The sequence below is a fragment of the Ligilactobacillus acidipiscis DSM 15836 genome (assembly GCF_001435755.1).
Taxonomy (GTDB): Bacteria; Bacillota; Bacilli; order Lactobacillales; family Lactobacillaceae; genus Ligilactobacillus; species Ligilactobacillus acidipiscis.
Window position 1 is genome coordinate 1 of the sequence record NZ_AZFI01000038.1, and the last position, 13472, is coordinate 13472.

The window sequence follows — 13472 nt, forward strand, 5'->3', positions numbered from 1 at the left end:
ACCTCAAGGTAAAATTATGAATAATCCAGGTCATTTATTTGAGGACACCTTACGTTTTGCTGAACATACTTTAAGCGCGCCGGAAGAAAAATTATTAGCTTCGATGGGAGATATTTTTGCTGTTCCGGAAAATATCTTTTCAGTCCTAGATGATGCGGATCTGAAGTTTGCTGATGTGATCGATCAAAATGGTGATAGAACTGAGCTGACTGATAGTACGTACAGCCAACTGATCCAGTCTACAGATTGCGAGATTAGAAAGCAGGCTTTTACCAAATTATACGAAGTTTACCACCAATTCTTACGAACTTTCGGTAAAACACTTGGGTCTCATGTTCATATTCAAAACTATGATGCGAAAGTCCGACATTATGGTAGTGCAAGACAAGCAGCATTAAATGCAAATAATATTCCAGAAACGGTTTATGATAACTTAGTTCAGACTGTTCATCGCCACCTTGATCTGTTACAACGTTATGTTGGTTTGCGAAAAAGAGTCTTGAAATTAACTGATTTGAGCATGTATGATCTTTATACGCCATTGACAGGTAAGCCTGAATTGACGTATACATTTGAAGAAGGTAAAAAAATTGCTTTAAAGGCATTGTCAGTTTTGGGCTCGGATTATGTTGGACAGGTTCAAAATGCCTTTGAAAAACGGTATATCGATGTTATTCCTAATAAAGGGAAAAGAGGGGGAGCTTATTCAGGCGGCGGCTATGATACACCACCATATATTTTATTGAACTGGAACGATGATCTGGATAGTTTGTATACTTTAGTTCATGAAATGGGACATAGCATGCATAGCCAACTGACCAAACAGCATCAGCCTTTTCAATATGGTGACTATTCTATTTTTGTGGCTGAGATCGCTTCAACTACAAATGAAAATTTGCTGACTGCTTACTTATTGGAACACGAAGCTGATCCAGCTGTTAGAGCATATGTTTTAAATTACTATTTGGACGGCTTTAAGGGTACAGTCTATCGGCAAACACAGTTCGCTGAATTTGAACAGTGGCTCCATGAAACAGATGCAAAAGGAGAATCTTTGACAGCTGATGAAATGTCGACTAAATACTTGGACCTTAACCGACAATACTATGGCAAAGAAGTCGGCAGTACCCCACAAATCGCTGACGAGTGGGCTAGGATCCCACATTTTTACTATGATTTTTATGTTTACCAATACTCTACAGGTTTTGCTGCAGCGACAACATTAGCTAATAATATTCTAGATGACCAGCCTGAAGATACTGCAGCCTACCTTCATTACTTGCAATCAGGAAGTTCAGACTACCCGATCAACATTATGAAACAAGCTGGGGTAGATATGACTAAAGTTGATTATTTAGAAAATGCTTTTACTGTCTTTGAGAAGCGACTTGAGGAACTGAAACAATTATTAAAATAGGGACATATTCCCTACAAAAAAGACCCGGCCATTTAAATTTTGGTCGGGTCTTTTGAATGATATTAACTAATTATTGCTGTCAATTTGAATTTTAAGTGGAGTACGATTAGATTTTAAAAATGAATTCATCTGTGAGTGGCACCCGCAGTCTTTTTCAACTAAATCAGTTGGCATTCTACCAGCAAGGATCTCCTTTAAAACATAATCGGACTTGCACGCATCCATGGCAATGCCGCAATCATAACCTTTAACGTTAAATAAGACAACCGTTGGATGATGCTTAACGTTCATTTCTGCAGCGGTTTTTTGATCTTTCATAAAAGATTTAGCAGTGAATTCGGAGTTTCGGTCATGGATAAACATTTCCTTATCCAACCCGCTCTCTAAAGCTGCTTGCATAGCAATATCATTGGTATAATTGCCATCAACAGAATATTCCATTTGCCTTTGAATGCTTAACAAAAAATTTCTTCCACGCTTTTTACCTTGAAACAAAGACGCTTTAAAATCTAATGCAGCATGATAAATGTTCATAACTAACTTATTGCGGGTCGCTAAATCTGTCCGGGACTTGCCATTCATTTCCATAATGTCTTGCACACTTTGCATATTCATTAAAGGAATGAAGCGGAAACGAACATCTTCTCTAGCTTCTTGGATCATATCCAAAATATTTTGCTCGGCATGATAACAAGTACTACCGATAGGGTTGATAAATAAATACATTTCTAACAAAATTGTTTCCTCCAAAAACTAACTGTCTTTTTCATTAGATGTTATCCTCACTTTACCAGACTTATTTTTAATTGCAATGAATGTGTTTATCACAAACATTATCTGAAAAAAGAAGTTAAAGTTGCTATTTTATAATAAGCGTAAATCTAAATTTACATAGGCGCTTTTCACCTAAACTTTTATTCCGTTAATTGAAACCTTACCTATTATAGTGAATCTGTTTGTAAATTTAAAGTAAAATACATTATTTTTTGGTATATACCATAACTTTTTTTAACAGATCCCAGATTATTGGTTTGAGCTCAAATATTCATGCCATAGATTAACAAAAAATAGAGTAGCTTGCAAAAATAGTGCTTAAATTTAGCAGTAAAAACTCAGATTTTCTAAGGAAGCAAAAAAACTGATCTTTAAAAATTTTAAAAAATTAAAAAAGCTTGGAGGTAAGTGGGCAAAAGCGAATATAGTGAACTTAAAAAGCGAAGTGCGCATTTTGCATTATGCTGTTTAAATTGGATAAACAAAACTTCTTGCTTGCTGCAGCCCGACTAAAAAATAAAGTCAAAATTCAAATGATTTAGTAACTGTGGTACACTAGGTAAGTGAATGAGGGCATGGTAACATTGGCTTTTTATCTATTATATTCAAGTGCTTCAGTATTTAAGTAAATCAAGCAAAAGAGGAAAGTTATGAAAATCGAGATTTTTGCAAATGACTCAGATAAATCATTAGCAATCAAGCAGCAGCTGCAAAAAAAGCTGGCTGATAGACATTTTATTTTTGACTCCGAAAATCCCGATATCGTGATCACTGTCGGAGGTGATGGAACATTACTTTCTGCTTTCCATCATTATGAAAAACAGTTAGATCAGATCCGCTTTGTTGGCGTTCATACTGGTCATTTGGGCTTTTATACAGACTGGCGCGATGGTGAGATCGATGATTTGGTCGTTAGTTTACAATCTGATAACAGGCAATCAGTTTCATACCCGTTGTTAGATGTTAATGTTTTGACACGTAAGGATGGTGAAGTTCATCAATTCTTAGCACTGAATGAATCATCTATCAGGAGAGTCGGTCCGACTATGACATCTGACGTATATATAGGTGGAGACTTGTTTGAACGTTTTCGTGGTGACGGTTTGTGTGTGGCAACACCAACGGGATCTACCGGATATAGTAAGTCGTTAGGCGGAGCTGTTGTTCACCCAGACATGCCCGTTTTGCAGTTGGCTGAGATCAGTTCGATCAATAACCGAGTTTTTAGAACAATCAGTTCACCTTTGATCATTAGCCCTAACGACTGGGTAACTATTCGACCCGTTAGCCCTGGTAGCAACCAAGATTTCTTGTTGGCAGTAGATTCGCGCTACTACCATACTACTGATGTTGCTCAGATCACATATAAAGTTTCTAAGAAAAAAGTTTATTTTGCCAAGTATCGTCACAACGGTTTCTGGAATCGTGTGAAAGATTCATTTATTGGTGACGAGCAATGAAATTTGAGTGGCAATATTTGGGGGACTCAGAGATCAGACTGAAGTCCTTTTTAAAACAACAACATGTTTCTCGCAGATTATTAGCTAAGATCCGTCATGAAGGCGGGGAGATCTTGGTTGATAATGTTTCAGGACGAACGATCGATAAAATTCATTCAAAACAAGTTGTTACGCTGCTCTTGCCTCCTGAACACGGACGTAAGACAGAACTTGTCCCTTCTTATGTGCCGCTTGATATTATTTACGAGGATCGTGACTTGTTAATTATTAATAAACCTGCTCATTTAACCTCGGTCCCATCGAAACTCTACTTGAATGATTCATTGGTCAATCGGGTTTGCGGCTACTATGAAGTTCGTAATTATCGGGGGCTTATTCCACACATTGTTTCAAGGCTCGATCGGGATACGAGCGGCTTAGTTTTATTTGCTAAGCACCGTTATGCTCACGCTTTGTTAGATATTCAAATGCAACAAAGAAAAATATCCAAACAGTATGTGGCACTAGTAGAAGGTCAGTTAGCACAAAGCGATGAATTTGATGTACACGCCGCGATCGGACGCGATCCGCAAAGTCTGTTCAAACGTCAAGTTGTAACGGATGGGCAGCAAGCCCTGACTCATATTAAATGTTTGCAAAGCAGTGCCGCAGGTTCGTTGCTTTTAGTACAGCCTAAAACAGGGAGAACACACCAAATCAGAGTCCATTGTGCAAGTATCGGTCATCCATTATTAGGGGATACGATGTATGGTGGTCATTTTAGGGGCGGATTGTACCGTCAGGCGTTGCATTGTTACCGGTTGACTTTTAAACATCCGTTAACAGGAAAAATCATGACCTTCACTGCTCCATTAAAAAAAGACATGTCCGAATATATGAAGAATCTTTAGAAGAGGTATAAAAATGGCCGATAAACAAATGCAAAATGCAAATAAAAACGACCAGATCGCTCAACTGTTGTCCGATCAAAAAGCTAAGTTATTTCGGCGTGAATATCTAGACTTACATGTCCATGAACAGGCACAAATTTTTTCAGACCTGGACCGAACATTGCGCAGCAGAGTCTATCGGTATTTAAGTGCCGAAGAGGTCGGCGATATGTTCGATGCGATCGAAGAAGAACCAGAGGATGTAGTTAGATATTTTAAAGAAATGCCGGTTCAATATGCTGCCAAAGTTATTGACGAAATGTATACCGATAATGCGGTCGATATTTTAGCCTATGCGCAAAATAAAGATCTGACTCATTATTTGTTGGCACTGCCAGAAGAACGCTCTGCAGAGATTCGTGAGTTGCTGCATTATGAGGATAAAACTGCCGGTGCTTTGATGACGACTGAGTATGTCGATATTTTTGCCGACCAGGATATTAGTTCTGCGATCAAAGATATTCGTGAAGAAGCAGCAGACGCAGAATTGATCTATTATGCTTATGTTGTGACTAATGATAATGAATTGATCGGAGTCGTGACTTTGCGTGATTTACTAACTAATCCGGAAGAGACTCAAATTTCTGAGATCATGACTGAACCTGTGATCTCGGTACCAGTCGATGAAGATCAGACCGAAGTTGCACAGAAAGTGCGTGATTATAACTTCGTGGCTTTGCCAGTTATTGATTATGCAAATAAATTAGTCGGTATTATCAATGTTGATGATGTTATCGATGTTATTGATGAAGAAAATGCCGGTGAATATTCAGGTTTGGCTGGTGTTGATACTGAAGAAACTCCAGAAAACCCATTTCAAGCTTCACTCAAACGTTTGCCATGGTTGTTGATTTTACTGTTGATGGGGATGTCAACTACTACTTTGATCGACCATTATGAAGTTTTGATTTCTCAGGCCAGTATCCTTGCGGTTTTTGTTTCTTTGATCACGGGGACTGCAGGTAATGCTGGTACCCAGAGTTTAGCTGTGGCGATCCGTGGGTTGTCTAACAGTGAAGAAGATCGGCGCTCAGGTTTGAAAACAATTTTTAACGAGCTACTTACGGGATTGTTTGCCGGTGTGACAACAGGCCTAGCTGTTTTCTTACTCGTCGGTTTTTGGAAAGAAAATTTTATTTTAGGTTTCGTGATCGGTATCTCGATGTCAACAGCGATCACGGTTGCAACTGTGGCGGGCAGTATTATTCCGTTGATCATGGATAAAGTGGGGGTGGACCCTGCCGTTGCGTCAGGACCATTTATTTCCACTTTAAGTGATTTGACCTCAGTATTGATTTACTTTAATATTGCACACTTATTCTTAAGTTTCTTCTTGAATAATTAAAAAGCAATTCTCAAACAGCTAAGTGAGAATTGCTTTTTGTGTGTTCATATAATTAATAAACTGCTATAGCTCAGTTTTGGGAACTGTCTCTGACCACAAGCCTGACCCCACATGTTATTTTTTTGGGAACATTTTCAAAATTAGATGAAGATAACTGCGCTGTTAAGAGTTTGACTGCCGTTATTCCCATTTGCTTAGTTGGAACATGGACACTGCTGAGTTTAGGATAAACAAATCCAGCTAATGAAGAATCATTAAACGAAATGACACTAATATCTTCTGGAACTTTGATGTTTTTTTCTTGCAAGGCTCGTAATGCGCCCACTGCCAAAGAATCATTAGCCATGAAAAATGCTTCAGGCAGATCGTTTTTTAAATCGGCCAAAGCTTGCTGCATCATTTGGTAACCAGCATCCATAGTGAAGTCACCAACGTAAACATAGCGACTATTATACTTTTTTTGAGTTGTCAGTAATTTTTTAAAGGCTAAAAAACGTGGGTCAAGCAGGCTTTCCTCTTGGTCGGATGTATGTTCTTCACCGGCTAACATGCCGATTTTTTTTAGACCGGCTTTTTCGAATTGCGCCAAGACTGTAGTCACACCGTTTTCGAAGTCAGGAACCACACAGCTGTAACCAGCAAAGAGGGTATCGCAGTCAACAAAAATGATGTGGTCTGAGAGCTGCCCCAACTCTTGTATCTGAGGAGTGCTAAACTTGCCTAAAGCTAATATTCCGTCACAAGCTGCTGCCCTTTCTAAGGGATCCGTATGGAACAGTCGTGTGATGCGATAGCCTAGTTCTTGTGCTTTTTTTTCGATACTTTCGCGTAAAGAAAAGTAATAGCGGTCATTTAATTCTTGTTGTTCGGTATACCACTCGATGATCGCCAGTGTCTTTTTTGTTGTTTTTTTAGTTGCCCGGCTACCAGTTTTTTTGTAGTTTAACTGATGTGCAGCATTGAAAATGCGTTCTTTTGTTTCTGTGCCGACCGACATACTTGAATCATGGTTTAAGACCCGTGAGACTGTGGCTGATGAAACTTTGGCCAGGTGGGCAATGTCTTTAATAGTTGCCATTCGTGCACATCCTTCCATTTATAATATAGTTTTATTTTACCACAGTGATTAATTAAGTAAATATATTAGTAAAACATTGATGATTTTAGTAAAATAGTTTACAATGAAAATGTTAAGCGTTTACTTAAAAATCTGGGAGGCTTTATCAATGGACAAACAAGAACTTATTACAGCATTTACTAATATCTACCAATCAAAACCAAGCGCGGAATACTTTTCACCGGGACGGATCAACTTGATCGGTGAACATACTGACTACAATGGGGGACATGTTTTCCCGTGTGCAATCTCATTGGGTATCTGGGGCGCTGTCGCTAAAAGAACAGATCGAAAAGTGCGTCTTTATTCTGGCAATTTTACTGATCTTGGTGTGGTTGAAGCTGACCTTGATTCTTTGGAATATAGCAAGAAAGATTCGTGGGCTAACTACGTCAAGGGAATGATCAAGTTTCTGCAAGAGGCAGGTCATGTCCTGTCGAGCGGTTTAGATATATACATCAATGGTAATATTCCTAATGGCTCAGGACTTTCTTCTTCAGCTGCATTAGAAATGTTGATCGGGTCGATCGTGAATGATCAATTTAACTTGGGAATCGAACGCCTTGATTTAATTAAATTAGGTGTGAAGACTGAAAATGAATTTATTGGGGTCAATTCAGGGATCATGGATCAGTTTGCCGTTGGTATGGGGCAAAAAGATCATGCACTCTTATTGGACACTAATACGCTTGAATATGAAGTTGCGCCGATCGACTTGAAAGATCATGTCATTATTATTATGAACACTAATAAACGTCGCGAACTTGCCGACTCCAAATATAATGAACGTCGGGCGGAATGTGAAAAAGCTTTAAGTGAATTACAGACTGAACTTGATATTTCTTCTTTAGGTGAATTGGACGCAAATACCTTCGATGAATATTCATATTTGATTGAAGACGGCAATCGTCTTAAACGGGCTCGTCATGCTGTTCTTGAAAATGAGCGGACATTACGTGCAAAAAAACTCTTGCAAGAGGGAAAATTAGCAGAATTTGGTCGCTTAGTCAATGCTTCTCATGTTTCTTTGGAGCATGACTATGAAGTTACTGGTAAAGAGTTAGATACATTGGTTCACACTGCTTGGCAGCAAGATGGTGTGTTAGGTGCTCGCATGACTGGTGCTGGTTTTGGTGGATGTGCGATCGCCATAGTCGCTAGTGCACAAGTTCCAGAATTTGAAAAACAAGTTGCTGCTAAATACACAACAGAGATCGGTTATGCTCCTTCATTTTATGAAGCCAAGATCTCCGATGGAACCAAAGTTATTTAAGAGATTTGAGAGAGCAGAGAATTAAAAGAGTAGGTGAAAGAAAAATGGCTCAACAGAAATTAGTTGATGCTTTTGTAAACGAAGTCATTAACAACAGCGAGTTTGAAGCAACTGACCACATTTATTTACGAAATTATGTTTTAAGATTGGTTGGTGACGAAACTTTAAATGTCTTTACAAAGCAAACAGGATTACTAGACCTCAAAGACGAGCTGGTCAAGCAGGCGCAAATAAACGGTCGATGCGGTGAGACCCACGATGAACAGGATATTGTCGCTTCTCAATTAATGGAACTCATCGTCCCGCGGCCAAGTCAAGTTAACCGTCATTTTTGGGAAACTTATGCAAATATTAGTCCAAAACAAGCAATTGCTGACTTTTATGCATTGAGTAAAAAAAGCGATTATATTAAAACTCGTGCGATCGCCAATAATATTTACTTTCCAGCTAAAACTGAGTATGGCGATTTGGAGATCACGATCAATTTGTCCAAACCAGAAAAAGATCCCAAACAGATCGCACTGGCTAAAAAACAAAAGGCAACAGGCTATCCTATGTGCCAACTTTGTCTCGAAAATGAAGGTTATTTAGGGCGGATCGGGTATCCAGCTCGGAGTAACCACCGTGTTGTTCGTTTTGATATTGATGATGAAAAATGGGGCTTTCAGTATTCACCATATGCTTATTTTGACGAGCATTGTATTTTTTTGGATACTAAACATCATGAAATGCAGATCGACCAGGAGACTTTTAAACGTTTACTGACGATCATTGAAAAATTCCCCGGATATTTTGTGGGTAGTAATGCCGACCTGCCGATCGTGGGAGGTTCGATCTTAACTCATGAACATTATCAAGGAGGGCGGCATGTATTTGCAATGGAGCAGGCACCAATCGAAACGCCGCTGAGTTTTGTCGGTTTCGCAGATATAACGGCAGGGATCGTTAAATGGCCGATGTCAGTTGTTAGATTACGTGGGACATCTAAGGATAAATTGATCAAACTAGCGACAAAGATTTTGGATAAATGGCGCGGTTATAGTGATGAAAGTGTAGGGGTCCGTGCAAAAACAGCAGGTGAACCACACCATACGATCACGCCGATCGCTCGTCATCGTGGAGAGCAGCTTGAGTTGGATCTCGTTTTACGAGACAATCAAACATCTGCAAAATTTCCCGACGGTATCTTCCATCCGCATCCAGATGTTCAACATATCAAACAAGAAAATATTGGTTTGATTGAAGTTATGGGTTTGGCTATTTTGCCGCCACGCCTAAAAGATGAACTTAAAGAAGTCGCTAATTATTTATTGGGTCAGCCTAATCAAATTGCCGCTTATCATTTAAAATGGGCGCAAGATATTAAACGGACTCAACATGAAATATCAAGCACCAATGTTAATTCAGTTTTGCAAAAAGAGGTCGGTAAGGTATTTGCCAGGGTCTTGGAAGATGCTGGGGTTTTTAAGCGAGATCAGCAGGGTCATGTTGCATTCCTTAAATTTGCAAAAGAAGTTGGATTGAAATAAGCTGACGTGAGCTCATTACAAAAACAACCGGTAACACATAAGCTAAGAAACTTATGTGTTACCGGTTGTTTTTACAGAAATATTCTTATTTTTGTGTAGATTTTAAAGAAACTATCTTAGAACCATGGACTTGTGAAACGCCAAGCTCTTTAGCAATCTTGTCACAGTTTTCAGCAGTGATCCCGCCGCCTGGTAGAATGCTTACTCGCCCAGCTGCATACGCTATTAGCTCCTTAAGGTGCGAAACTGTTGCGGTATTGGACTGCGACAAGGGTCCTCCGTGAGTTAAGATCCGTTCATAGCCTTGTTCGGCTGCCCAATCGATTGCTTTTTTCTGCTGCGCGAAATCCATTTCATCAAAGGCCATATGCAAGATCAGCTGCATTCCGCCAGCTGCAGCCCCAAGTTGGTTCATGGCTTCAAGATCCAAGTCGTTATCCGGTGTCAAAGCTCCAAAGGATATTCCATCCGCACCTAGTGCCTGTGCTTCAAAAATATCAGCTTCCATGATCTTGATTTCAGTGTCGGTATAAACATAGTTGCCTTTTCTCGGGCGGATCAAAACGATCAGCAAAATGTTTTTGTCGTGACAATATTTGGCAGCTTCGGCGATCACTCCTTTACTGGGAGTTGTGCCTCCAACGGCAAGATTATCACACAACTCGATCCGAGCAGCTCCATTCAGGCAAGCAGCCGGCAGATCTGTAAAGTTTTCGAGACACGCTTCTTTTAATAACAAGGGTTTCATCTCCAAATTTAATTTTTATGCTTGGTCAGCAAAGCAGACACAAACGCCCTCAGGGACAACAACATCTTTTTGCAGACAGGTCAATTGGCCACTGCGAGAGTCACGGGCGTACAAAGTGACGTTGTCGGTATTTTGGTTGGCACAGACAATGAATTTTTCTGTCTTGTCTATTGCAAAATCTCGCGGAAAGTCACCTTCGGTTGAAATTTGTTGAACTAATTGTAGATGCTGATCGGCTTGAACTTCAAAGACAGCCAGTGAATTGTAACCGCGATTGGAAACATAGACGAATTTTCCGTCGCTTGAGATTTTAATTGCAGCTGCACCATTGTGCTTCGTCCAATCGGAGGGGATCGTTTTGAGTGTTTGTAAAACTTCAAAGGCTCCCTCTGCTTTTTTGTATTTCAAAGTACTGATCTGACTAGATAACTCTCCAGCTAAATAAGCATATTTACCATTTGGAGAAAAAACCAAATGACGTGGACCATAACCGGATTCAGTCTCCAACACGTTGACTTGTGTTAACTTGCCGGCCGTTGAGACATCGTATGTGTAAATTTTATCGCTGCCTAGGTCAACTGCAACCAAACGTCCATCAGGAGTGAGATCGGTGAAATGGACGTGTGCGCTATCTTGCTCTTCACGTGGGCCTTGACCAGTAACGGTCACACTATCGGTCTGTGATAAAGTATGATTCTCATTGATCTTGTAGACAATGATCTGGCCCTTATGATAATTAGCTGAATAAACTAGTTGTCTTTTATTGTCAACACCGATGTAACAAGGACTAGCCCCTGGGTGTAAGACATCATTATTTTTAGTAAAATCAGCAGCTGTTATTTGATAACTGCTGATCCCACCTTGGTCATCTTGAGAAGTGACCGCAAGCAAGTCATTAGCAGAGGTCAGACGTAAATAAGTTGGGCCCCCGATCTTAACAGCCAATTGCGGTTGACTCAGCTTTTCTTGCTTCGTGTCAAGTGTTGCCTGATATATACCCTGACTGGTTTTTCGGGTATATGTACCGAAAAAGATTTTTTCTTTCATAAAGTACTTATACACTTCCTTTCAAAACTTCTATGTTAAAGTATAGCATTCAAAACGCTTGGCGTCTTTCATTATGGATCATTTTACCAACGACTATTTTGCCTGCTTTAATTAGCATAAAATATAAATTTTGTACAAGTATTATGCTAAGATAGAAGGTGAAATGTTTTTTAAAGAAAGAGGTAAATGGAATGCTTAAGACAAGAATCACTGCCATCGGAAAGCATGCAGATTCTAAAGAAGATGGCTTGATCATTTTATTTGATGAGACGGCGTCCGACAAACTGCGTGATGTTTCACTGATCCATGAAGTACTTCCTGATTTTGAACAAAAATATGAGCTGAAAGTTGGTCAAAAAGTCAGCTTTGATCAACAAGAATATGAGATCACATATCTTGGTCCGCTTGTTGAAAGTAATTTAATGTCGATCGGACATACTATTTTTGATTTTCATCAGGTTCCAGACCGTCCCAGAGCCAATGCGATTTATTTAAAGCCTCATGGCGAGCCCGATGTTCACGTGGGAACTATAATTACATTTGGTGCATAAATTAGCTGATATTGAAAACGACCTGAACACTTTTAGAGAAAGCGGCTCAGGTCGTTGTTTTTAGTTTTAAGAAATCAGTAGGTTAAATCGTATCTCCGTTAAAAATCGAATTCTTGACGATCACATAATCTACCTTGCGTAAGGCTGCTAATGAACGTCCTCCCGCATAAGAAATAGAGGATTGCAGATCTTCTTGCATTTCACGGAGTGTAGTAGCGATGCTGCCACGGTATGGGACCAGTAATTTTTTACCTTCAACATTTTTGTATTCGCCTTTTTGATATTCTGAGGCGGAACCGTAATAGGTTTTGAATTTTTCACCATTTTCCTCGACGATATCGCCGGGTGTTTCAGTGTGACCAGCAAACAAAGAGCCGATCATGACCATTGAAGCACCAAAGCGGATCGATTTGGCAATGTCGCCATTGTTTCGAATCCCACCGTCGGCAATGATCGGTTTGCTGGCTGCTTTGGCACAGAGACGCACAGCTGCTAACTGCCAGCCGCCAGTCCCGAATCCGGTTTTTAATTTAGTAATACAAGCCTTGCCTGGTCCGATCCCAACTTTAGTGGCATCTGCACCGGCATTTTCGAGTTCACGAACTCCTTCTGGTGTACCAACATTTCCTGCGATCACAAAAGAGCCAGGGAGATGTTTTTTGATATAGTGGATTATATTGATCACTGAATCAGCGTGACCATGAGCAATATCGATCGTGATGTATTCAGGTATAAAATCGTCTTTGCTCAACTGATCTACTAAATCGTATTCTTCTTGTTTGACCCCAACGGAAATCGAAGCAAATAAACCTTGGTCATGCATTTTTCTGACAAACTCAAGGCGATTTTCTTTATCAAAACGATGCATGATATAAAAATAACCGTTTTGTGCTAACCAGATAGCTAAACTTTCATCAATGATCGTTGCCATGTTGGCAGGAACCACTGGGATCTTAAACGTCATTGGTCCGAACTTAATGGTAGTATCAGCCTCGGAACGGCTATTGATGATACACTTATTAGGAACAAGCTGGATGTCCTCATAATCAAAAACTGGCATGTTTATCCCTCGCATTCTGAATTGTGGAGCTTATTTATAATTATTCGTTCTTGTGCATTTATTGTTTCCACAAACATATGAATTTTACCTAATTATAATCTAAAAGTCAAATTTAAGGTTCGTAGTTTTCAATGAACGTTCGTGTTCTACTAAAAAAGAGGGCCAGTGTCAGGTTTCATCTTTTTAAAAAACACCTGAATTATTCATACTTTTCCCTTAAGG

General features: G+C 39.6%; 12 protein-coding genes. 7 read left to right on the plus strand and 5 right to left on the minus strand.

Annotated elements, in window-relative coordinates; all coding sequences use genetic code 11:
* On the plus strand, nucleotides 1-1417 hold a 1417-nt coding region (gene pepF / locus FC65_RS04375), incomplete at its 5' end, for an oligoendopeptidase F (RefSeq protein WP_056971686.1).
* 66 nt (nucleotides 1418-1483) lie between these two features.
* Here pepF and FC65_RS04380 read toward each other — a convergent pair.
* A complete protein-coding gene (locus FC65_RS04380) occupies nucleotides 1484-2143 on the minus strand; it encodes a DsbA family protein (RefSeq protein WP_235803075.1) in 660 nt (219 codons plus the stop codon).
* A 698-nt stretch (nucleotides 2144-2841) separates the two neighbouring features.
* Here FC65_RS04380 and FC65_RS04385 point away from each other — a divergent pair.
* From FC65_RS04385 to mgtE, 3 genes are read left to right on the plus strand one after another with little or no spacing between them, the layout of a single operon-like run.
* Complete coding sequence (locus FC65_RS04385) at nucleotides 2842-3651, plus strand: NAD kinase (RefSeq protein ID WP_056971691.1); 810 nt, start codon at nucleotides 2842-2844, stop codon at nucleotides 3649-3651.
* Entirely contained in the window at nucleotides 3648-4541 is an 894-nt protein-coding gene (locus tag FC65_RS04390; RefSeq protein WP_056971693.1) for an RluA family pseudouridine synthase, read from the plus strand. The genes FC65_RS04385 and FC65_RS04390 overlap by 4 nt, the downstream gene beginning before the upstream one ends.
* Before the next feature lie 13 nt (nucleotides 4542-4554).
* Nucleotides 4555-5925 (plus strand): magnesium transporter, encoded by a 1371-nt coding sequence (mgtE, locus tag FC65_RS04395; protein ID WP_056971694.1) that lies wholly within the window; start codon nucleotides 4555-4557, stop codon nucleotides 5923-5925.
* A gap of 70 nt (nucleotides 5926-5995) precedes the next feature.
* Here the strand turns inward: mgtE and FC65_RS04400 are convergent, their stop codons facing one another.
* Nucleotides 5996-7003, minus strand: coding sequence for a substrate-binding domain-containing protein (locus FC65_RS04400; protein WP_056971696.1), 1008 nt, complete (start codon nucleotides 7001-7003; stop codon nucleotides 5996-5998).
* A 148-nt stretch (nucleotides 7004-7151) separates the two neighbouring features.
* On the opposite strand from FC65_RS04400, the gene FC65_RS04405 reads away from it, so the two are divergent.
* Together FC65_RS04405 and galT are read left to right on the plus strand one after the other, a co-directional pair.
* Nucleotides 7152-8315: a galactokinase gene (locus FC65_RS04405; RefSeq protein ID WP_056971698.1), complete on the plus strand. Its 1164-nt coding sequence runs from the start codon at nucleotides 7152-7154 to the stop codon at nucleotides 8313-8315.
* Between the two features lie 44 nt (nucleotides 8316-8359).
* The gene (gene galT / locus FC65_RS04410; protein ID WP_056971699.1) at nucleotides 8360-9844 is read left to right on the plus strand and encodes a UDP-glucose--hexose-1-phosphate uridylyltransferase; all 1485 of its coding nucleotides are present in this window, start codon (nucleotides 8360-8362) and stop codon (nucleotides 9842-9844) included.
* An 85-nt stretch (nucleotides 9845-9929) separates the two neighbouring features.
* Here the strand turns inward: galT and FC65_RS04415 are convergent, their stop codons facing one another.
* Entirely contained in the window at nucleotides 9930-10583 is a 654-nt protein-coding gene (locus tag FC65_RS04415; RefSeq protein ID WP_056971701.1) for a copper homeostasis protein CutC, read from the minus strand.
* Nucleotides 10584-10607: 24 nt separating this feature from the next.
* The gene (locus FC65_RS04420; RefSeq protein WP_056971703.1) at nucleotides 10608-11639 is read right to left on the minus strand and encodes a lactonase family protein; all 1032 of its coding nucleotides are present in this window, start codon (nucleotides 11637-11639) and stop codon (nucleotides 10608-10610) included.
* Between the two features lie 191 nt (nucleotides 11640-11830).
* On the opposite strand from FC65_RS04420, the gene FC65_RS04425 reads away from it, so the two are divergent.
* Nucleotides 11831-12190: a PTS glucitol/sorbitol transporter subunit IIA gene (locus FC65_RS04425; RefSeq protein WP_010498971.1), complete on the plus strand. Its 360-nt coding sequence runs from the start codon at nucleotides 11831-11833 to the stop codon at nucleotides 12188-12190.
* Nucleotides 12191-12272: 82 nt separating this feature from the next.
* Here FC65_RS04425 and FC65_RS04430 read toward each other — a convergent pair whose 3' ends face one another.
* Nucleotides 12273-13250 carry a GMP reductase gene (locus tag FC65_RS04430; RefSeq protein WP_056971704.1) on the minus strand — a complete coding sequence of 326 codons (978 nt, stop codon included), beginning with the start codon at nucleotides 13248-13250 and terminating at the stop codon, nucleotides 12273-12275.
* Nucleotides 13251-13472: the final 222 nt, after the last annotated feature.

What these genes read in the sequence shown, in the direction of transcription:
- FC65_RS04380 (WP_235803075.1), bottom strand. Translation starts at nt 2,143, where the DNA reads ATGTATTTATTTATCAACCCTATCGGTAGTACTTGTTATCATGCCGAG.
- FC65_RS04385 (WP_056971691.1), top strand. Translation starts at nt 2,842, where the DNA reads ATGAAAATCGAGATTTTTGCAAATGACTCAGATAAATCATTAGCAATC.
- FC65_RS04390 (WP_056971693.1), top strand. Translation starts at nt 3,648, where the DNA reads ATGAAATTTGAGTGGCAATATTTGGGGGACTCAGAGATCAGACTGAAG.
- mgtE (WP_056971694.1), top strand. Translation starts at nt 4,555, where the DNA reads ATGGCCGATAAACAAATGCAAAATGCAAATAAAAACGACCAGATCGCT.
- FC65_RS04400 (WP_056971696.1), bottom strand. Translation starts at nt 7,003, where the DNA reads ATGGCAACTATTAAAGACATTGCCCACCTGGCCAAAGTTTCATCAGCC.
- FC65_RS04405 (WP_056971698.1), top strand. Translation starts at nt 7,152, where the DNA reads ATGGACAAACAAGAACTTATTACAGCATTTACTAATATCTACCAATCA.
- galT (WP_056971699.1), top strand. Translation starts at nt 8,360, where the DNA reads ATGGCTCAACAGAAATTAGTTGATGCTTTTGTAAACGAAGTCATTAAC.
- FC65_RS04420 (WP_056971703.1), bottom strand. Translation starts at nt 11,639, where the DNA reads ATGAAAGAAAAAATCTTTTTCGGTACATATACCCGAAAAACCAGTCAG.
- FC65_RS04425 (WP_010498971.1), top strand. Translation starts at nt 11,831, where the DNA reads ATGCTTAAGACAAGAATCACTGCCATCGGAAAGCATGCAGATTCTAAA.
- FC65_RS04430 (WP_056971704.1), bottom strand. Translation starts at nt 13,250, where the DNA reads ATGCCAGTTTTTGATTATGAGGACATCCAGCTTGTTCCTAATAAGTGT.